Here is a 22,575-nt window from a genome sequence, read left to right on the forward strand (position 1 = left end):
ATTTCAGCTGCTCTTCTTCCAGGGTCAGTGCCTGTTCTTCCCTTAACCGGATAGCATTATGCGTTCTTCTTTTTACTGCATACCCACCGGATCGTATCCTTTATTGTAACATACAGATCCCGTGGGTGGTAGTTTAATTCTCTGGTTGCTTTGTCATGAGAGAATTTATCATTGCTCTTTAGGGTATAAAGGGAATATTTCGTATAAAGCGGTCTTTCTTTCCTGCACTTTGCATAAAGCCCCAGCACCGGGGCTGCAGCTTTTGCGACCCACATGGGTAATTCCGGAAGATTCCTGCCGCCCTTCACTTCTTTCACCATTTTAAGTACATCACTGACCTCATAATGGCGGTTGGATAAAATATAGCACTCACCCTTTTTTCCTTTTTCTGCTGCCATCAGGCATCCCTTTGCCACATCACGGACATCCACGAAATCATAGCCTCCCCGGACACATGCGGGTAGTTTGCCGTGAATATATTCCGTTACCAGCTGAACCAGGTGGTTTCCGGACACATCGTAGGGTCCCAGAATTCCGGAAGGGTGTACGACAACTGCATCCAGTCCTTCCTTAGCTGCATCCAGCACCGCCCGGGTCGCCTCTGCTTTTGTTTTGGCATAGCCGCCCTCCACCAGTTCAGCAGAAAATTGGGATACCTCTTTTAAAACCCTTGATTTCTTTTCCGGTATGGCATGTACGCTGCTGACATATACCAGCCGTTTTACTGAAAATTCCTTACAAAGTTCAATGATATTCTTCGTTCCGTTTACATTAACATCATACATCCGTTCCGATACTTTCTCTGATATATCTATAATTCCGGCAGTATGGATCACTACAATTTCTCTGTTTTTAATTCCGGCGAATAACTGCACCAGACTCTCTCTGTCCCGCACGTCGCCCTTGATAAAGTGGATTTTTGAACTGTCCGTTCCAGACTCACAAGGCAGAATAAGCCCTCTTGCCTCTTCGTTGCGCCGCTTTAAGAATCTCATAATCGTACTTCCCAGATGTCCGTTTGCCCCTGTTACGATGTATATTTTCTTCATATTGATCACCTTCCGATTATTGAACACACTGTTGATTTACTTTCTTAACTGTATTATATGAAATTAGGTTGGGTAAAACAATATGCAGATTTATGTGGAGTGGCTTCTTTTTGAACAGATTTGATGCAATCTGTTCAAAAAGCCGGATATATTTTTATGCAGCTGCTTTATTAGGAACAAGATCCGCGCAGACTATCTGCCGTAAGTGTTTTTCCGTGCTGAACCATTTCCAGGGGCGTTCCCTGGAATACTACCTCACCGCCGTTTTTTCCGCCATCCGGACCAATGTCAATAACCCAGTCCGCCTGTTTGACAACATCTAAATTATGCTCAATAACAATCAGTGTATTTCCCCTGGATACGATCGTATCAAACAATTTCATCAGACTTTCAACATCTGAGGAATGTAACCCGGTAGTCGGCTCATCCATTACAATGATACTGCCCTTTTTTCCAAGATTCTTTGCCAGCTTGATTCTCTGGCGCTCCCCGCCGGACAAGGTACTGAGCGGCTGCCCCAAAGTAAGGTAGGATAACCCTACCTGCTGCATGACCTTTAAGCATCGTACAATCCTGGTATCTTCAAACACTTCCAATGCCGCAGAAGCAGTCAGAGCCAGAAGTTCAACAATATTTTTTCCTTTGTATAAGCATCCGGCCGCTTCTGCATTGTACCGTGTTCCCGAACATGCTTCGCATTCCGTGACGATGGGGTCCATAAAAGCAAGTTCCGTTACCACTACTCCTTTTCCGGAACATACCGGGCAGGCTCCCAATGAGTTAAAACTAAACAGTCCCTCTTCTTTGCTGTTCTCCCTCGCCAGTAGTTTTCGTATCTCATCAAAAAAACCAAGGTAAGTTGCAGGCATGGACCGGTTGGTGGCAGTAATTGGCCCCTGATCGATCATAACGATGTCATTTTCATACTGTTTGGCAAATACCTGGGAGATGAGAGTGCTTTTTCCTGAACCCGCAACGCCGGTAACAACGGTCATAATACCCAGGGGAATATCCACATTTACATTTTTAAGATTATACAGATTTGCATTACGGACAGGCAGACTACCAGACTGATGCCGTGAATGCTCTTTCACTGGGAGGGCTGCCAGCATCGCCTTACCCGTTAACGTATCCCCCTGAAGCAGTTCCGGATAGGTGCCCATAAAGACTATTTCCCCACCGTTTTGCCCCGCCCGCGGCCCCACATCAATCACATAATCTGCTATGGAAATTACATCCTTATCATGTTCTACCACAAGCACTGTATTTCCCTTATCACGAAGTTGTCTGAGCAGACTGTTCATTCTGTAGACGTCCCTTGGATGCATACCGGTGCTGGGTTCATCAAAAATATAAGTCATTCCTGTCAAACTGCTGCCCATATAGCGGACTAATTTCAGCCTCTGGGCCTCACCTCCGGACAAGGTTGGTGATTCCCGGTTGAGATGCAGGTAAGGCAGACCAATATCAATCATTCTGTCCAGCCCCTTAATCAGTGTCTGCACCAGCATATCCACATTCTTATCGTTTATCTTAGCAAGTACCTCCCGCAGCTGGGTAAGCTCCATATCAGACATATCTGCAATAGAATATCCGTTAATCTTACAATTCAGCGCCCCCTGATTCAGCCGTTTTCCATGACAGTCGCTGCATTCCATTTCTGTAATCAGATGCTTTGATTTATCCCGTGTATGCTTGCTCTTATCACTGATGTCACGATTTAAAAGAGTACTGGTATATTTCCGGAACAAACCTGTTACTTTGGAATTTTCCGGTTTGCCTTTACCATCACGGGAACCGTATAGAAGCAGATTGTATTCCCCTGCAGAATAGTCCTTCACTGGCTTGTCCAGGTCAAACAGCCCTGATTCTGCATATTGCTTCCAATACCAGGAACCGGGCTTATAAGCAGAGTCCTTTACACACCCTTCCTTCCAGGATTTTTCTTTATCTATAATTGCTTCCATGTCTATTGTTGTAACTTTTCCAAGACCGGAACAGGTTTTACACATCCCGTTTGGGTCGTTAAATGAAAAATAGGAAGCCGTCCCCACATAAGGACTGCCGATTCTGGAAAACAGCAGCCGCAGACCGGAGTAGAGATCACTGATAGTGCCTACCGTTGACCTGGCATTTCCTCCCAACGGAGATTGATCTACCACCACAGACGGGGTTAAATTATCAATGATTTCTACATTTGGTTTCTTATACTTTGGAAGTCTGGAACGCACAAAGGATGGATAGGTGGCATTCATCTGCCGGCTGGACTCTGCGGCGATTGTATCAAACACAATGCTGGATTTACCGGAACCGGAAACACCGGTAAACACTACAATTTTCTCTTTTGGAATCTTAAGTGAAACATGCTTTAAATTATTTTCTGAAAGACCCCGAATTACAATATCATTCATATATTTACTCCTTTATGTTAGTACAGTATTGGGTAATCCCTGCAGGTTTATTTTATTTGGGTTTAGCTGATTAAGGACGCTTTGTAGATGATAGGTAGTGTACGGAAAGATGGGTGTGGGAAACTGGCATGGGCTCCGTCAGCTGGCCGCAGAACTGGTATTTTCTAACCTTTCCGAAGCGCTTTTTGGCGGCACGCGGGCATTCGCTGCGTAATGCATCAGGATTACGCAGCGAATGCCCGCGTGCCGCCAAAAAGTGCTTCGGGAAGGTTAGAAAATGCCAGTTCTGCGGTAAGCCTTCCAAACCAATGTCCTGGTCCGCCCCCTTCTCTTTCCGTACACTACCTACATCTACAAAGCGTCCCTTCCTCAGCAAAACCCAAATTCAACCTGAAATTGTTCACTACAGTACTAGTTATCGTGGTACTAACTTATGGTAACAAATCCGTCCAGACATTCATGATGGTTTTTGCTAAATTTTATGAATGAAAATGCTAATATTAAAGGCTTCCTGAAATATTTCACTTTCAACTGTATATCCGGGCATCGATCCATACAAAAAAGACTGATAATCCGTTAATTCTCGGAATATCAGCCTTTTTATCATCAGTTTTCAGTTTTTAGAATCATTCATCCCTTTTCCCCAAACCACAGTCATTAGAAACTCCTCTAACAGCAAACCTTAAAGTAAGCGGCTCTTTTGGATCAATCAGATATTCATCATGAATCGGCGCCCCCCAGCTGTCATCTCCGCCTACTCCCATCTGTTTTGCTATCATTCTCACCCACGTATAATTTACGGCAGGAAGTTCGTATAAATGCATGGCATTCTCCAGTTCATATGCACTGTATGGCAGAACACTGCACTCAAAGTCACCTTCCAACGCTGCGAATTCAATGCCTTCATTCTGGGCATCTGTTACTTTTATCCATCCCACTTCGGTACGGTTCCCGCACTCCTGAGGGATCAGATACGGAGTCAGATTCTGTTCAGGCGTCGTTTTGTAGACACCCTTTTTTGCTCCTGCCTTTCGATCCCAATAATTTTCCATTGGACCCTTACCGTAATACGTAACCTGGTTTAGCCTGCTTTTTAACTTAAAGTCCATTCCAAATAGCGGAATATATGGCATTTGTTCTGCGCCGGGATAAGATACCGCAACCTCAAGTGTCCCGTCTGCATACATGGTATATATTACACTGGATGTAAATTTCGGTATACTTCCGGCTTCATAAAGAAATGTAAAAGTTACCTTGTCTTCACTTTCTTCCATTTCAAACTTATCACTTAAATATCTCTGCCCCAGACTTGCAGCCTGCCACTGGCTTAATAGCGCCTCTGTCTTCATTCCCCGGTCATTATCTGTAGTCGCCCTCCAGTAAGATAGTTTCGGCACTCGGGTAATATATTCCTTCTCGCCATATACCAGGGAAATAATTCCGCCCTCCTGTTTTGAGAACATAGCAAAACAGCGTTCTGTGCGGACTCCTATATTTACATCTCCATGAATCACCTCAAATATTTTCCCAGGGTGCTGTTTAGCTCCATGGCTTTGCACTTTAATAATTTCCTGTCCAAAGGCCACTTCATATCCGGCGCTTTCCCAGAGCGTATCCTGTCCCAGTACCATAGAAACCGTACAGCAGTATTCCCCTGGCTGTTTTAAAACCTCATGTCCAAAAGGAAGGCTTGTCTTTTGCCCCGGTTCTACATTAATCAGATGTTCTGATCTTGCAATACACTCCCCTTCTTTTTCCAGCGTAAAGCAGAATCTGTAGGGGGCAGTATTTTGAAACAGGCACTGGTTGTCAATCGTTACCACTCCATTACAAACATGAATTTTTACATCCGAATACAGGAATTTTACTTCCTGAGCCTTAGGTGATGAAACGCGGTCCGCAAAAACAATGCCATTGGTACAGAAGCAGTAATCGGTAGCTCTTTCATCAAAATCCCCTCCATATGCCAGAACTTCCTTCCCGTTATCCAGTGTCTGATATATTGCCTGATCCATGTAATCCCATATAAACCCACCCTGATAACCGGGATATTTTTCTTCCAGCTTCGTATACAACTCCATGCCGCCCAGAGAATTGCCCATAGCGTGCATATATTCACAGCTGATATAGGGCTTGGAAGGATTGGACTTAAGATATACTTCAATTTCTGCCGGTTTGGCATACATGCGGCTTTCCATGTCGCTGATATAATCGTATTCCCGGTTCCAGAAGACGCCTTCATAATGTACCAGTCTGGACGGATCTGCCTTATGAAAATATTCACTGACAGATGCCAGGACGTCTCCTGCATAAGATTCATTTCCACAGGACCAGATTACAACTGATGGATGATTTTTATCTCTTTCCAGCATGGATATTGCCCGGTCCATAACGCAGCCCATCCATTCAGGGCGGGACGCAGGAACATTCCAGGACGGTTCACAGGCTCCCATCTTCTGCCAGGAACCATGACTCTCAAGGTTCATTTCGTCAATTAAATAAATGCCGTATTCGTCACACAGCTCGTACCACCTGCTCCGATCCGGATAGTGGCAGGTACGCACTGCATTTATATTATGCTGCTTCATAAACCGGATATCCCAGAGCATATCCTCCTCAGTGATACTTCTTCCCCGTCTGGGATTAAATTCATGCCTGTTTATTCCCTTGAAAATAATTCTTTTTCCATTAATGCACATTATTCCATTGATCATCTCAAAATTACGGAATCCAACATTTTGCGTCAGGGACTCAATCAGATGATCCTTTTGGTCGTAAACTTCCAGATAGAGGGTATAGAGGTTTGGAATTTCTGCACTCCATGGCTGTACGGAAGGGATTTCAGCTTCTATTTCCAGTATCTGGGCTTTCTTACTGATTTCCTCATACCACACCACGTCATCTGTTTTCTTCAGGAATGCTCTTATATAGCCCGTTTCATCCCCCTGCATCGCCAGGCGGATATTCAGTTTTCCATCCTGATACCCATTTATTAACTCGCCGTTTGCAAACATATCCCTTACATGAAGCTTCGGCGTGCTATAGAGATATACATCCCGGAAAATCCCGGAAAATCTCCAGAAATCCTGATCTTCTATCCAGCTGGCACTGCTGCGTTTATAGACCTCCACTGCAAGTTTATTTACTCCGGCAGAAACCACATCCGTTATGTCAAATTCGGATGGTGTAAACGTATCTTCGCTATATCCGATAAATTCACCATTAACCCAGAGATAAAAAGCCGTCTCCACTCCCTGGAAGGATAAATACATGCGGCCCTCCGGCATTTCATCTACATGGAACTCTTTTACATAAGAACCGGTTGGGTTATAGCTCTGGGAAATGTGAGGCGGGCGTAAGAACTCCTGTCCATCCCAGGGATACATGGTGTTAATATACTGGCAGCGGTCGTAACCTTGAAGCTGTATATGACCTGGTACCTGAATATCATCAAAACCGGAACAGTCATAATCCATCTGATAAAACTCAACGGGACGCCCGGATGGATTTTCAGCATAACAAAATTTCCAGGTTCCATTCAGAGAAATACGCGTACTTTCTCCTTTTACTTTAAATATATGATCTGAGTGCGCCGGCTGACGGTTAACCTGAAACACCTCCGGGTCACCCAACCATGCTAAATCTGCTTTCATTGCCATATCCTCCTCTATTCTATAAATAATTTTCTTTTTGTATTAGAGTGTGTCTGATCATTTATTTCATTATTTTGTATCGGCAGTCTGATAATCACAGTGGTTCCTTCTTTTTCCTCACTGAGAATATTTAAACCGTAATCTGCACCATATAGAAGTTTTAAACGGTCATCTACATTATTAATTCCTATGCCGGAAAAATGCTCCGATTTGTCATGTCCGCTGGAAAGACTCAGGACCCGGCTTTTTTTCATACCGATCCCATCATCCACAATTTCAATATTCATATCCCTTTCCATTTTCCGGATGCAGACCTTTATATTGCCCTTTCTTCCTGATGGAAATGCATGGAAAAATGCATTTTCAATGAATGGCTGCAATAACATTTTGGGAATCATGCAATTCATGCATTCGTCCGAGACATAATAATCTACCTGAACCTGTTCCCCATACCGGGTCTGGTTAATCAGTACATAGTTTTTCAGATTTTCAATCTCCTGTTCGATGGTTATACATTCACTGGTATCGCTGATTGTATTTCTGAGAAGTTTAATAAATGCATCAATGGTCTGGGAAGATTTCCCTGCATCTCCCTGCCAGATCAGCCATTTTATACTTGCAAGGGTGTTATAAATATAATGGGGATTAATCTGCATCTGCAATGCCTTTATCTCTGAACGCCGCTTTTCTTCCTGGGTCCGCATTAATTCATCAATATACCGTTTCAGATCGTCCAGCATAAAATTGTATGTGGTCGCCAGCTCCCTGATCTCTTCTGTTCCCTTTATTTCCATATACTGCCCAAAATCACCTTTTCTTATCTCAGACATTTTTCCTGCCATAATGGATAAGGGACGGGTGATCTGTCTGGTGATAATGGTGATAAATATAAGCACAACACATGCAATGCCAAGGCAGATCAGCGCCATCTGGGGAATATTATACTGGTTATCAAGCGCTTTCGCATTATCAATTATTCCGTATATAGAAAATCCAAAATAAGGCATACGCGTCTTTAATATGGTATATACCTTATTATTTTCCTTAAAATTGCGGCGCAGATATTGCTCATCCTGATCTGTGACCCATTCCTTATCCAGGACACTGCCTATAGATTCATTTCTGTTGGAAGAAACTACTCTGTGTTTGTCATCTACCAAATAGAAGTCCGTGGTATCACCGGTAAAGTAATCGTAATAGTCCTTGACATCCCGCTCCCTCATGGTGAAATAAACAATTGCATAGGGTCTGCTGCTCTCCAGATATGTAAGGGCCTTTGCCCCAATCAACGCCTGTCCGTCCTTTGAGGTAGATGTAAGCCCTTTATCAAAATACTGATACTGTATGGTCTTGGGATTATCCAGCGACCGTTTTGACAGATCATTTTCCAGTATCTCATTAACCGGTGTGGTAATGTTTTCCTGCTGGTTGATATAACTTTTCCCGGTTATTCCGATAACCATAACGCTTACATCCGATAAATCAGAACTAAGTGCCTGTTTCAAGTCTCTCTGCATCTGATACACCGTTTGAAACTCGGTTTTTTTATCCATCTGCTTATCGTCAAAATACAGGCGGAATGCCCAGCTGGAATCAATGGAGGATGCCACCTTCATTAATGTCTCATGGCAGTCATTAAACTCCTTTTCTACCTGCTGGAACACTCTTTCCTGGGACTTCCCATATGTATCAATAAATATATTTTCAGACAGATGAATGACAAATGCCGATACAGCAAACGAAACAAAAATAATGCCAAGAATCACCGTACATAATATTTTAACCACCGTACTATTCAGATGCAGTTTCTTCATTATGGATCTCACCTCTCCTGTCTGTGGCTCCGCCGCCATGCGGACGGTGTATCACCCGTAACTTTTTTAAAGACCCTGCAGAAGTAACTTGGATCTGAATACCCCACTTCATTGCTTACCTGGGATATACTCAGGTCTTTTTCCCGCAGAAGCCTGCATGACTGTTTGATCCGGATACTGTTGACATATTCACTGAACCCCGCTTCCATATGCTGGTTGAAATAAGCTGACAGGTAATAATAATTAAAATTAAATACCTTTGCAATTTCCGCCAGGTCCAGATCCTGAGTATAGTTCTGGGCTATATATTGCAGAATCTGCCGGATGCGGTAATCGTCTTCCTGGGTTCCTTCTTCCAGTTCCCGATCCAATTCCTGCCGGATCTCCTCTAAAGCACTGCTAAACTCCTCCACATATACCGTATTGTCTATCTGTTTGAAATAACGGTAACGCAGCTCTTCTTTTCTGTTTCGGCTCATATCCATTGCATCAATCAGGCTGAAAATCATATTTTTAATCTGATTCTTAAACCGGAATTCCTCCATACAGGCCTTCATGCCTTCGCCCGCATAGACATACAGTAGATCCAGGGCTTCCCGGTATCTTTTTTCATCCAGATATTTAGAAAACCAGTTAAAGTCAAACTTAGGCTGCTGGCCTGTCACCTTTTTTTCTTCTATAATACGTAAACTCTTACCCTGATAATAGAAAGCTTTATCTATTTCCGGCAATATAACCCCCTCATAGACTTCCTTAATCATGGAACGGGTGGAAAATTCCTGGCTTAAAACCCCATAGATCCGGCTTTGGAAAACCATCATCTGTCTGGTCATCTTATCCATAAATTCTACTACCTCATCCCGGTCCCCTGCCCTGAAATTAAGTATCACACAGAGAATTTCCTCACGAAGCAGCACCGCAATATAAGCACATTTGCAGTCCTTCATGTAATCCATTATTTTTTCGTATAATATAGAAGAGATGTCCTGTTCTTTCATATTACGCTTACGGATACACATTCCAAAAACCCGGTAAAAGGTATAAGGAAAACGCTCTACAATCTCCGGGCCGGCAAATTCCTTCGACCTTCCCATAAGATAACCTTCCAGGCTTTTCTCAAGACTAATTCCATCTTCTTTCATAAGAACCATACCCGGGATCCGCAATGCGGTTGTCTTTAAAATCCCCAGCAACTCCTGTGGGTTCAGTGTCGGTTTCAGGACATAATCCACAGCCCCGTTTTGCAGAGCTCCTTTTACATAATTAAAGTTATCATAGCTGCTTAAAATAATAATCTGTATTTCAGGATAAATTTTTTGTACTACCTTGGAAAAATCAACCCCATCCATTTGCGGCATTACAATATCACATAATACAATATGTGGATGAAGACTTGCCAGCAGTTCCAGTCCCTCTTTGCCATTTGCAGCTTCCCCCACAATCTGAAAGCCCTGCCTTTCCCAATCCAGCATATGCTTAATACCCTGACGCATAATATATTCATCGTCTATAATTAAGATTTTGCAATAATCATTCACACTCTTTCCCCCTGTAAATGATAGCTCCCTCTCTAAAGTGTGTTTTAATATTCCTTTCTGACAGCTGTGCGTCACAGTTTGTGGGAGATTTGTACCGGATGAAGGGCACGTAGCGGGCTACGTAACCTGAACCCGGGGCAAATATGCCGCAAAGTGGGGCGTGCAGCTGGCGGGAATGAATTTTCAAACACGCTCTAGGGAGGGCGCTATCATATTTATTAAAAACAAACTATTTAGTTTTAGTATAATATATTTAACCTGAAAAATGAATATATATTTATCATTTGATATAATCTGAAGGAGAATTAGAAATTACCTGATCATCCTTTTACCGAACCCTGCATTCCTGCAACAAACTGTTTCTGCATCAGGAAGAAGATCAACGCGGCAGGTATCGTTGCAATAACAACTGCAGTCATTATCATTCCGTAATCAGGTGTATAAGAAGACCCCATTGCAGAAATGATCAGCGGCAGAGTTCTGTTCTCGCCTTTTAACGCAATCAATGGCCACAGATAGTTATTCCAGCTGGACATAAAGGTTACTACTACTGCAGCTGCATAAGTAGATTTCATGGTTGGCATATAAATTTTTGTAAAGATTCCCATTTCACCTAAACCATCAATTCTGGCTGCTTCCACAAGTTCTTTTGGAAATGTCTTGGTATTCTGGCGGAAAAAGAAAATCAGGAAAGCCGTAGCCACTGCAATTACTATAACCGAACCCGATGTATTAAGTGCCAGGAATTTCAATATGGGAATATTCTTAAAGTTTGAAAATAAACGGAATAACGGAACCATAAGTGCTGCAAAAGGAACCATCATGGATAAAAGGATAAAGTTAAAGATTCTGTCTCTTCCTTTTGTTCTGTATATCTCAAAAGCATATCCCGCCGCAGACGATACTACCATTGCAATAGCAGTTGTTAATACTGCAATTATGAGGGAATTTTTAAAAGATGTCAAATAATTTAAATCTGATTGAAGTACCGATTTTAAATTCTCGAAAAAATAAGATCCCGGAAGCAATGTTCCTTTTGTAACATCCACAGATTTATTTGTTGCTGCTATAATCATCCAAAAGAATGGAAAAATGGATACTACAGACAAAATACTGAGAATTACATATTCCAAACCTCTTATTACCTTTGATCTTGTACTCATTCTTTATCGTCACCTACTTTCATCTGAATAATGGATAAGATTACAATTAATAATACAATTACATAAGATACAGCCGCAGCATAACCAAAATTAGGCTGATACTTAAACAACAGATTATAGATGTACTGTGAAATGGTAATCGTGGCATTTGCCGGACCGCCGTTTGTAATATTTACCGTTTCATCAAAGAGCTGCAGCGTACCAATTGTAGAGTTAATGGTTGTAAACAAAATAATTGGTTTGAGCATCGGCAGCGTTATGGATTTAAATTTCTGAAAACCGCCTGCACCATCAATTGATGCTGCTTCATAAATGGAATCATCTATCCCCTGAAGGCCCGACAGATAGAATACCATATTATAACCGGTCCATCTCCAGGTAATGGCAATGATAATCAGTACCTTTGCAAATACCGGATGCGTAATCCATGATATGGGTTCTGATATAAAGTTCAGATTCATCAGCATAATATTGACAAATCCGTCTGTTGCAAACAAACTTTTAAATATAATGGAATATGCTACCAGGGAAGTAACACAGGGAAGGAAAATTGCGGTTCTGAAAAAGCCTCTTCCTTTTAATTTTTTATCATTTAACATTGACGAAATCACCAGAGCCAGAATAATCATAACCGGCACTTGAATGACCAGATACATCACTGTATTACACAGTGCTTTTACAAATGTAGAGTCTGTCAGAAGCCGTTTATAATTCGCCGCCCCTGCAAATCTTAAATTATTTCCCATTCCAGTCTGCATCGAAGTAATAAATGCCTGCACCATTGGATAGAAAACAAATGCCACTATTAGAATTACGCTGGGAATAATAAATGCCCAGGATCTTCTGTCAATTTTTTTCTTCATGACCTTCTACCTTCCTGAAAATGGGGTGCTGAACAATGCAGCACCCCATTTACCTTCTTTATTATTGTGCTACTGCTGCTTCTGCCTGAGTCTGGTAATCAGACAATGTGGAATCTATATCAGCTCCTGATACAATAGCCTGAAGTGCTTCTGTCATAATGTCTTCCAGCGCATATGTATGCAGTCCGTAATTAACAGATGGAACTTCCTGTGTCCATTTGGAGAAATCTTTGAAGATTTCCTGTCCGCCGAAGAAATCACTTCCCTTTGCGTAATTCTCTGCTGACTCTGCAGCATTTAAAGTACTAACCAGGGTAATATCGGTAGCCAGCTGATTCATTAAATCTACATTTGATGCAAATGTTTCTTTCAGGAAATCTTTTGCTGCCTGCTCATTTCCTACATTTTTCAGTACATACCAGCCTGCGCCGCCGATAGAAGAAGCATTAACAGAATCCGCATTTGCATCCATTTTCGGGAATGGTGCAACTGCCCATTTACCGCTCTGATCTTCTCCCTTTTGTATGGAAGGAGCAATCCAGCATCCGGTTACTACGGAAGCAACTTCTCCGTTATTGAAAGATCCTACGAACTGATCCCAATCTGCTGTCTGTTTTGTGATACCTGCTTCAACCAGTTTCTTATATACTCCAATTGCATCCTTTAAACCTTTGTTATCCTTAAAATCCACTTTGCCGTCAGCATCTGTATACCAGGTGCCTGCGCTCTGCATCATCATACGGATCTGACCAATATCACTTGGATCGATGGTACACATATCAACACCGCATTTTTCTTTTACTGCTTTACCGATTTCAATATATTTATCCCAGGTAAGATTCTGCATGTCATCTTTAGTATAGCCTGCCTGTTCGATGAGATCTGTGCGGTAGAAAGTAGCTGCGACACCGGAATCAAATGGAATACCAAGCATTTTACCATCCATCTGGTTTACGCCTGTTTTATATGCAGCAAAGTCTTCAGGACTTGCAACATCTGTCAGGTCTGCAAATTCATCCGGATAGGATGTCAGATAACCCTGAATCTTGTAATCCTCAATCAGCACGATATCAGGAAGTCCGTCGTAAGTTCCTGCTGAAAGGCTGGTGTTAAGCTGTGCTACAATGTCATCCTGCGCCATGGTTACAACTTCAACCTCTGCATTCGGATGGCTTTTCTGATAAATTTCCTTTGCCTGGTTTGCAGCCACAATGTTAAATGACTCGTCCCATGCCCATATTGTAATTTTACTTTCTTCTCCTGATGCAGCCTGGGTATCGCCAGCCGTCTCACCTGCAGTCTCCGTATCATTTGCTGCTTCTGTTGTAGCTGCTGCTGTCTGTGCTGTTGTTTCCTCCGGTGCAGATGTACCTGCATCCGTGCTCTTTGTTTCTGATCCGCTTCCTGAGCATGCAGCCAGACTGATTACCATCGTTCCTGCTAATAATGCTGCTAAAACTTTCTTCTTCATTTCATATCCTCCTGATTTAATTTGGTTTGTTTGTCTTTGTTATGTTAGTATTTTAGCATAGGAAATTTGAGAAGCCATAGTATTAACTTTATATGAATTTTCAAATTTTTAAGTTAATATCATATATTCTTGCACTTTTTTGTGATATCTGGACTTTTTTGGACTATCTAAAGATTTTCTAAACCGTACCTCACTTACATAGACGATACCACCACCGAGGTGTATAATAGGAAATAAATGGCCTTACCTGTATGCATATTAGAGAAATCAGAATTATATATATTGGATCGAAACAGAACGTATATAAATGTATGTGATGAGATGAAAGGGGATTGTCAAATGAAAAAAAAATATGCTGTTTTACTGACGCTGTGCCTCTGTATGACCGCTGTGAACGGCTGCAGCACTTTTTCCGGCGAGGCATTGGAGACAGCATCCGTGGAGTCTGCGAAAGATGTGCTGTCGTCTACGGGTGATGCCGAGTCTTTGAAAGATGCCGAGTCCTCGAAAGATGCCGCGTCCTCGAAAGATACCGAGTCCTCGAAAGATGCCGAGTCCTCGAAAGATACCGAGTCCTCGAAAGATGTCGAGTCCTCGAAAGATGCCGAGTCCTCGGAAGCTTCAGAGATTTTTGAAATTAAAGAAGCTCAGGTAAATACAAATAATGAAAATATAAAATCTGACGGGAATCGCGAGAGCAGTGAAGACAATGACAAAGAATCCGAAACCATTCATTCCATGCCTTCTAATATTCTGGACTCTTATTATTCAGCGCAAAGCACCCCGGTATTTGAATACTTTCAGCATAGAAAAATCCAAAAATTTCTTGCTATGTGGGTAGATGCTCAAACAGGAAATATGGATGACATGGAATGGAAATTCGATAACTTTACCGAATACACAGTACTAAATCATGAAATGGAACCAATCCGGCCGGATCAGCAATTATACTGCTGTACTTTTTCAAACGGGGCTGACCAAAGTGGTTATGTTGTATTTTCCTATGATGAAAAGGGTCCCAGTATTCAAAATTATGGTGTAACCGAAACCTCACCGTATCTGTATGATTTAAAAGCAAATGCTGCTGCGATCCTGAGGAGCCTGAAAGAGACTGACCTGGATTTATCCACTGCTGAAGCCGCCCGCTTATCCTGGTTTGACGAGGCAAATAAGCGCAGTGACCAGGCTATTTTATTTACGGATGCAAAAGGCGGCAGTTATTTATGCGAATTTGGTGATTCAGAATTTCTTTTACTGGATTTGAATTAAACCGCTAAGAGTTTTTTACTATGGAGGAGGAATACTATGAAAAAAGAATCCAACGACCACCGTGTAAGGATTACAAAGCTTTTAATCCGAAGATCTTTTACGGATCTGCTGAAAACAAAACCGATACAGAGTATTTCCGTAAAAGAACTCAGCGACCGTGCCGGCATTAACCGCGGAACTTTTTATACTCATTACCAGGATATTTATGCTCTATTGGAAGAAATTGAAAATGAAATGCTGATTGAATTTTCACAGGCACTGGAACCGCTGCTTAACGACAGCACCAAAAAAGGGAATCTTGCTGATATTTGTAATGGAATCTTTTACTGTCTCAAGAAAAACTCCGATATGTGTACATTTATGGTGGGGGATTATAACGATAAAGAGCTGATGTCAAAACTGTTAAATACCGGAAAGGAATTTTGTATCAATACCTACCACAGCCTGTTTCCAAAAGCAACAATTAAGCAGATTGAGTACTTTTATTCCTTTGTCAGTACAGGCTGTATCGGTCTGATTCGAAAATGGATAGAGGAAGGTATGATCCTTCCAACAGAAGAAATTGCCAGAATGACTGAAAATATGATTATGAGCGGAATCGGATTTCTGGAAAATCCGCTTTAATGGTGCAATATCTAACGATCTACTGCTTATCCGTGATATCGGCTTCTTTGATCATTGCCAGAATATTTTCCGGCGGAATAATATCTACCATTGTATTGCAGGTGGAGAGAATGAATCCTCCTCCGGGACTTGCAATCTCAATGGTCTTTCGAACTTCCGCCCGGACTTCCTCCACGGTGCCAAAGCACATGATATAATCCAGGTCAATATTCCCCCACAGACAAAGACGGTCCCCGTATTTTTTCTTAATTTCACCAATATCCATTCCGGCTGATGGCTGAAGGGACTGAATACCGTCGAATCCACATTCCACCAGTTTATCCATTACACTGTTCAGGTTACCATCGCTGTGAAGAAAAACCGGTGTATCTTTATATTCTTTGATTTCCCGTATCATCTGTTTATAGAATGGATATACATTTTCTTCCATAACGTAAGGCGGCAGAAAAACTCCGGTATTAAATGCCATATCATCTGCGATCAATATAGCATCTGCTCCTTTGTCCAGAAATAACTTTGCCTTTTTAATCTCAAATGCGATTACCCTTTCCGTTAACAAATGAGTTTCATTCGGATAAGTAATACAGTTGACCATATAATCCTCCATAGGATACATTTCATTCAGCATGGAGATTGGTCCGCCAATCTGGGCAAAAACGAAGAAATCTGTTTCATTTACGTATCTTTCCAGCAGAGCTCCCGTTACCTTTGTAATATCCGGCTCCTGATAATCCCAGACATCTTCGATATCCACAGGCGGATCCAGAAGACGTTTGCTTTCCTCTCCCTCTAAGAAGGTCTGTCCATACACACTCTGTATGATTTTCTTTCCATCTGCAGCTTTTCCAATCTCCCATTCCGGCCAGTCTCCTACATTTATAATATCCATGTGCAATAACTCCCGTACTTTACAATCTCTTTCAAAATGCTGATAATCCGTGGAATAATCCTTTCCCAGTAGCTTGTTTGCTATCTGAGGCTGAATATATAATTCCCCTTTTGGCACTCTGTCACTTTCCATATGGCGGATTGCCGCCCATACCCGTTCTTTTTTTGTCATTGTATAATCTCCTTTTCTGTTCCTCCGCCTTGCAGTTCGATAGACATCCTGTTGTTTTTTGCCAGCCGTGCGTCAGACTTTGTGGGAATCAATATTTGAAATATGCTTTTGAAAAGCGGATGCAGATATTGCACTGCATCCACATAATAATAGCTGTTTCTATTCTCTTATCGGATCTTTACGCTTTTAACACTGCTGTAATTCTTGGAATAATAGCGTTTACCCGCTGAGTCTTTTATATAAGCCCTAACTTTTACATAATAAGTCTTTTTGCGTTTCAGCCCTTTTATTACTGTTGATGATTTCTTTCCTTTTCCTTCAGACACATAAACCGTTTTAGTCTTTTTAAATGCCTTGTCGGATGCATAACGTATCTGGTATCCGTCTGCTTTCTTTACGTTTGTTATGGTAAGTGTACAAGTCTTTGCCTTTTTGCTGGCGGCAGATACTTTTTTCACGATATCCGGCTTTGATACCTTTTTCCACTGTGCATACAGGTTTATGGTTTTCCCGTTTATACTTGTCAGGTTCTTGACCGTCTTTTGGTTTGCGTATGACTTTCCTTTACCATTTTTCTTTGTATTCCACCCTTTTAATACATAGCCGGACTTCTTAAAACGGTTTGCCTTTAACTTTGTGCTCTTGTCATAGGTAACCGTCTGTCTTCCCATGCTTCCCTTTCCTCCGTTTTTCTGAAAGGAAATTAGGTAGGTATTTGCTTTATACCGTGCTGTTATGACCAGATTTTGTGTTACATTTCCGTAGGAACTACTCCATCCGTTGAAGGTATACCCCCCTCTGGACGGTGCATTTGGAGCCTTTGCTGCGCCATGATTTGATACCGCCTGGCGGCTTAGTACTTTTCCGTCATAGCTTTGGAAAACTACCTGGTATACCGCTTCGGTTGCCGGTTCTGTCTCCGTTCCCGGCTCTGTTTCCGTTCCTGGTTCTGTCTCCATTCCCGGCTCTGTCTCCGTCCCCGGCTCTGTTTCTGTCCCTGGCTCTGTTTCCGTCCCCGGCTCTGTTTCTGTCCCCGGCTCTGTTTCTGTCCCTGGCTCTGTCTCGGTCCCCGGTTCTGTCTCTGTTCCTGGCTCTGTTTCCGTTCCTGGCTCTGTTTCTGTCCCCGGCTCTGTTTCCGTTCCCGGTTCTGTTTCCGTTCCCGGTTCTGTTTCCGTCCCCGGCTCCGTCTCTGTACCCGGCTCCGTTTCCGTTCCCGGTTCACTGATTTCTTCCAGTTCTCCAATACCTGCATCCAGCTCGTCTACTGCTTCCTGGAGCAGTATCTGATCCTTAACCGTAAGTGCTTTATTCTCTAAAAGCTTCTGCGCTTCTGCAAGTGCATTTTTAAGCCTCTTTGCTGACTCTTCCGTGTAGAGTTCAAGATCAATGTGCAGCACTTCCTGTACTTTCTGCTCCAGAGCGGTCTTATCTGCCGGTCTGAGTACCAGATTTTTTATGGCTTCTTCCAGCTGCTTTTGCATAGCATCCACCAAAGTCTGGTCCTTTTCTGTTAAGTCTTCCCTGCCCAGCAGAATCTCCGCCTCATCCATAACATCTTTCAGGCTCTTTAGCGATTCTTCTGTATAATCGGTATCTTGTTCTTTTTCTCTTCCTTCGTCGTATACGCCCTGCAGCTTTGTTAAGTCCACCGGTTTCTCAGGCTCCTGCTCTGCGAAACCAATGATTCTGATGTTGTCAAACAGTGCATAATTATTTTCTTTGCTGCCTGTGGAAAATCCCAGGTGGAGTCCGCCTCCTCCCTGCAATCCGCTTACTGCTCCTTTTGCCATCCAGCCCGCAGGTTCCTGGCTTCCGTCCTTCCAGACTTTCACTGCCATCTCACTTCCTGAGGTATATGCCTTCATATGGTACCAGCTTCCGGGTCTTAGGCTGATCTTTTTGTTTTCCAGCCTTGCCGCTTCCTTTGCATTACCATTTACATTCTGCTGAAGGAGGATTCCCCCGTATCCCGGAATGACTGGGTATACATGCATATTGTCCGGGTTGAAGGACTGGTAATAGTTACTTACATAAAGACCTTCAATTCCACCCAGTTCTTCCTGGTATTTGAAATCCAACGTCATCACGGTACCATCCCAGCTGTCCTGCTTTGTCATACGAACTGCCGTATTCTTCTTTCCCTGTATTTTCAGGGCATTTCCACTTTGGGACTGATCGGTTACAATCAGGAATTGTTCCGGGTTTGTCAGCTGATATCCTATTTCATCCGGATCGGTAAACATTCCTTCACCGTATTTGTCAAAATTCTCTTCAAAGATAACCTCTCCCTGAACTACATTTCCGGTTACTTCCTTTGGCTCTTCTTTGTTGCCCGCGCGGTCGAATGCATAAAACGTAAGCGTAAATGCGCCTTCTTTGGAAATCTCAACAGGCTTTGTATAATCCTGTAACTCTCCTCCATCTATCTGGCAGCGGATTCCCGCAACTCCCGAAGAGCTGTCCTCAGACTTTAATTCAATTCTTGCCTGATTAATATATTCGCCTGACTCTGTCTTTTCACCGGTTACTTCCGCTTTCGTTACAGGAGCTTCCAGATCCTGTCCAAGATCTTCTGTTACACCTTCCTCAGCCGTGGTAACCAGAAGATTGTCAAAACTGGAAAACGCTGTATTTTCACCGGATGAATCGGAATACTGTAAAAAGATTCCGCCTTTTTTTAACCCTCCAAAGTTTGCACTTCCTGTCCACTCAGTAGGTTCCTTTTCTCCCCGCTTCCACATTTTGACCAGCAGGTTATCCCCTGTCATTTCCATTTTTATGGAATACCAGATCCCCACCTCATAACTGAAGTTTGTATCACCATGTTCGGAATATCCATTGTTCAAATAGCGTTGATAGAAAATACCATTTCGGAAATGAGGAAGCAGATTTGCCAGATACCTGTTTTCCTTATTCTGATACCGTGGTGAAATATAGATACCGCCATAATCTTTTGTATCCGAATCAAACCGGTAATCAAAAGAAATCTTTACGTTTTCCCAGTCTGCGTCTTTTGTAAGATAAGTATCAGTACCATCTGAATTCATTTTGAGAATCTTGTTTCCATCCTCCTCTGCAACACTAATACGGTCATGCAGATAAGAATATTTTTCTACGGCATTCTGCTGGTTATTTAACTTTCCGCTGGTATACTCTTCGAAGTCATCTCCAAACAGTTCCTTTTCCCCACCAAATACGGTAAGTTTTTTATCCTTATTGGTTTGGGTTTTATCCGCTGCTTCCACATAAATGCTCCCGCTTGAAACACCGCCGGGAACCAGGAATACTATTTTATTTTTTTCCCAGCTGACCAAATAAGGCGAATCTCCTGTCACAGATATTTCTCCATTCGGTCCTGTCATGATAACTTTACCCGTTTCATCCCCAAAATAGCCTTGCAGGATAACCCTGTCCCCGGCCTTTATATAGTCCGGTGCAGTTACTGTGTCCAGTTCCTTTGGACGTATATTTTCATATGTTTTCTCGATACCGATCTGTTCAGCAAGTTCGTGGGGATAAGCATCACTTTCCGGTGCGGTATTCCAATAATTTTCTTTGAAATCCGGCTGATCCATCCGGTGTCCCCAGGTGAATTCTCTTATATTATAAAAGCAGGTATATGGTGTATCATAACTGATGTTTCCCTCAACCTTCATACCGCCGCTTCCCTCATCCAGATATAAACCTCCCGGCCAGCTGGACATGTTATGGATGCTGTTGTAAGAAATACTGCTGCCCGGCATGTCTCCCAGGGTATAAATACCTCCTCCGTCATGCATCTTCGTCATACAATATCCCACGTCGTTGTACTCAATAATATTATTTCTGGACACAGCCGCATCACCCAGTGGAAATACAGGGTAATAATCCGGCGTAATCTCACCTGCTTCCGTAGATTCCGTCCTGCCTGTCTGATCCCAGAAGCCCCAGCCCCAGCCTACGGAAATTCCTGAGTATGCCACATTTTTAATGGTGTTATGTGTAATCACGGTTCCATCTGTATAGCCTGCCAATACCGCTATGCTGCCTTTGTATTCTGTTCCGATTCGATTAAAGTAACAGTTGGTAACCACGTTGTCTTTTACAATACTCCTCTCATCATGAGGCGACTGCTCTGGATTATCGGCGTGCTTCTGCATTGCCTCTTTGATCTCTTCCAAGGTGGCATTATCATCAAGCTCAACAGGATGTGCATCGTTTATGTTCACTCCGCCGATCAGCACTCCACCCCCGGATATATCCTGGAATACACACTTTTCAACCACATTATTTTCAGATCCTTTTAACAGACTGATTGCCCCGGAACCAATATTTTGAAAATGACAGCCGGAAAATGTAATATTTTTACTCATTCTCGTCTCTATCGCTGCCTGAGGTGTCAGGGAATAACCATGCATATTTTCTGTCTCTTCCGGATTGTGGGCAAAATTTGCCTGCTGGTCCGGCCATCCATACAGACTTGGATACAGCCAGGTATTATATTCAAAAGAAAGACCGTCAAAGGTGATATCTTTTACTTTACGGTCTGGATCTCCCTGCACGGTGATAAACTGCTCGGTACTTGGAACTATTACCTCTGCAAGATCCATATTCTGCCCTTCTTTTGGCATATAGTAAATGGTCTTATCTGTTTTATCAAAGTACCACTCTCCCGGCTCGTCCAGTAGTTCATAAGCATTCTCAATGTAGCTTGGAACATCAGCATGAACCTGGTTTCCGCCTGCGATCTGGTTTAGACGAAAGGATTTCCAGTCCATTTCAATGTAGATTTCATTATCCCCCATCGCCTTAATAGACTCAATTGGTGAGATCCGGTGTACCCAGAGAATGTCGTATACAAATTCAATGTCCTGTATGTTTTTCCAGTTTATCATATCAGTGGCATTGCTCTTATATCCACGGTACGCCTTGTGGGTTCCGCTATACGTGGTATAATTTTCGTATTCTCCGGCTCTTTCTATACTTCCGGGAACCTGACCTTTGGCCTTGACCGCCATTTCTCCGTTCACGTAAAGCTCCCTGGTATTCTCCACTCCCGAAGCCTGCGCCTTCATCAGGCCCGGACGCTTGGGATCCTGTGCATCCGTCCATCCGGTTACTTCTTTGCCCGAGGTAAATACCGGTTTGCTTCCTTCCATAGCTTTATAAATTACCTGATACCCATTGGTGCCGGAATCGTCATATTGAAACGGCACCTCACGATCCATAAAGTAATCGCCTTCATCAAAATACACCAGTATATCACCGGTCATATCCTGATTCATTAATCTTATTTTTTCTCTTGCCTGATCCATAGATCCAAGCGGGTCATCTCTCTCACCGCTTCCCTGTGCACTGCCTGATGGAGATACATAAATCTCAGCCATAACCGGATCATTCAAACTCTCTTCTTTGGCATATCCTACATCATACACTGACAAAACACTTACTATTAATGATGCTGCAAGCACTGCAGCCATTGCTCTACTCCTCATACCTTTTCCCATATCTTTTCCCATATCCCTTCTTATGCTCCCGGAACATATCTAAAATAACGAAACAAGTCTGCAGACATTTGCTGCCTTCATTTTTTAGACACACTCTGATGAAGCTTCGTAAATAGTTTACAAAACAGCTTTATGGAATAGCCGTAATCAGCACCTGGCAGTTTCCTCTGATTT

General features: G+C 42.7%; 12 protein-coding genes and 2 pseudogenes. 3 read left to right on the top strand and 11 right to left on the bottom strand.

Going from position 1 to position 22,575, the window contains the following annotated elements:
- Positions 1-56: 56 nt before the first annotated feature.
- The 6 genes and pseudogenes from QR40_RS24365 to QR40_RS33350 form a co-directional block, all read right to left on the bottom strand.
- Positions 57-1,049 (bottom strand): NAD-dependent epimerase/dehydratase family protein, encoded by a 993-nt coding sequence (locus tag QR40_RS24365; RefSeq protein ID WP_044297152.1) that lies wholly within the window; start codon positions 1,047-1,049, stop codon positions 57-59.
- Between the two features lie 170 nt (positions 1,050-1,219).
- Entirely contained in the window at positions 1,220-3,460 is a 2,241-nt protein-coding gene (locus tag QR40_RS24370; RefSeq protein WP_044297154.1) for an ATP-binding cassette domain-containing protein, read from the bottom strand.
- Positions 3,461-4,086: 626 nt separating this feature from the next.
- The gene (gene lacZ / locus QR40_RS24375; RefSeq protein WP_044297155.1) at positions 4,087-7,113 is read right to left on the bottom strand and encodes a beta-galactosidase, LacZ type; all 3,027 of its coding nucleotides are present in this window, start codon (positions 7,111-7,113) and stop codon (positions 4,087-4,089) included.
- 14 nt (positions 7,114-7,127) lie between these two features.
- On the bottom strand, positions 7,128-8,927 hold the full coding sequence (locus QR40_RS24380) for a sensor histidine kinase (RefSeq protein ID WP_044297157.1): 1,800 nt from the start codon (positions 8,925-8,927) through the stop codon (positions 7,128-7,130).
- A gap of 8 nt (positions 8,928-8,935) precedes the next feature.
- The gene (locus QR40_RS24385) at positions 8,936-10,465 is read right to left on the bottom strand and encodes a response regulator transcription factor (RefSeq protein ID WP_052431040.1); all 1,530 of its coding nucleotides are present in this window, start codon (positions 10,463-10,465) and stop codon (positions 8,936-8,938) included.
- Positions 10,458-10,592: pseudogene (locus tag QR40_RS33350) on the bottom strand (DUF6783 domain-containing protein); the annotation flags it as partial. The pseudogene QR40_RS33350 and the gene QR40_RS24385, both read right to left, overlap by 8 nt.
- Between QR40_RS33350 and QR40_RS33355 the strand changes: the two are divergent.
- A pseudogene (locus QR40_RS33355) lies at positions 10,530-10,727 on the top strand (DUF6783 domain-containing protein). The pseudogenes QR40_RS33350 and QR40_RS33355 overlap by 63 nt on opposite strands.
- Positions 10,728-10,785: 58 nt before the next feature.
- Here the strand turns inward: QR40_RS33355 and QR40_RS24390 are convergent.
- The 3 genes from QR40_RS24390 to QR40_RS24400 all read right to left on the bottom strand — a co-directional run bounded on the left by QR40_RS24390 (position 10,786) and on the right by QR40_RS24400 (position 13,962).
- A complete protein-coding gene (locus QR40_RS24390) occupies positions 10,786-11,628 on the bottom strand; it encodes a carbohydrate ABC transporter permease (RefSeq protein WP_027295365.1) in 843 nt (280 codons plus the stop codon).
- Positions 11,625-12,491: a carbohydrate ABC transporter permease gene (locus tag QR40_RS24395; RefSeq protein WP_027295366.1), complete on the bottom strand. Its 867-nt coding sequence runs from the start codon at positions 12,489-12,491 to the stop codon at positions 11,625-11,627. The genes QR40_RS24390 and QR40_RS24395 overlap by 4 nt, the downstream gene beginning before the upstream one ends.
- A 61-nt stretch (positions 12,492-12,552) precedes the next feature.
- Positions 12,553-13,962 (bottom strand): ABC transporter substrate-binding protein, encoded by a 1,410-nt coding sequence (locus QR40_RS24400; protein ID WP_044297159.1) that lies wholly within the window; start codon positions 13,960-13,962, stop codon positions 12,553-12,555.
- Between the two features lie 339 nt (positions 13,963-14,301).
- Between QR40_RS24400 and QR40_RS24405 the strand changes: the two genes are divergently transcribed.
- A complete protein-coding gene (locus tag QR40_RS24405; protein WP_044297161.1) occupies positions 14,302-15,231 on the top strand; it encodes a hypothetical protein in 930 nt (309 codons plus the stop codon).
- A gap of 36 nt (positions 15,232-15,267) precedes the next feature.
- Positions 15,268-15,855 carry a TetR/AcrR family transcriptional regulator gene (locus QR40_RS24410; RefSeq protein WP_027295369.1) on the top strand — a complete coding sequence of 196 codons (588 nt, stop codon included), beginning with the start codon at positions 15,268-15,270 and terminating at the stop codon, positions 15,853-15,855.
- 19 nt (positions 15,856-15,874) lie between these two features.
- Here the strand turns inward: QR40_RS24410 and QR40_RS24415 are convergent, their stop codons facing one another.
- Both QR40_RS24415 and QR40_RS24420 read right to left on the bottom strand, forming a co-directional pair.
- Positions 15,875-16,915: a uroporphyrinogen decarboxylase family protein gene (locus tag QR40_RS24415; protein WP_044297162.1), complete on the bottom strand. Its 1,041-nt coding sequence runs from the start codon at positions 16,913-16,915 to the stop codon at positions 15,875-15,877.
- A gap of 167 nt (positions 16,916-17,082) precedes the next feature.
- Positions 17,083-22,389: an OmpL47-type beta-barrel domain-containing protein gene (locus QR40_RS24420; RefSeq protein ID WP_160295871.1), complete on the bottom strand. Its 5,307-nt coding sequence runs from the start codon at positions 22,387-22,389 to the stop codon at positions 17,083-17,085.
- Positions 22,390-22,575 lie beyond the last annotated feature (186 nt).

Origin of the sequence: Robinsoniella peoriensis (assembly GCF_000797495.1) — a bacterium.
Lineage (GTDB): Bacteria > Bacillota > Clostridia > Lachnospirales > Lachnospiraceae > Robinsoniella > Robinsoniella peoriensis.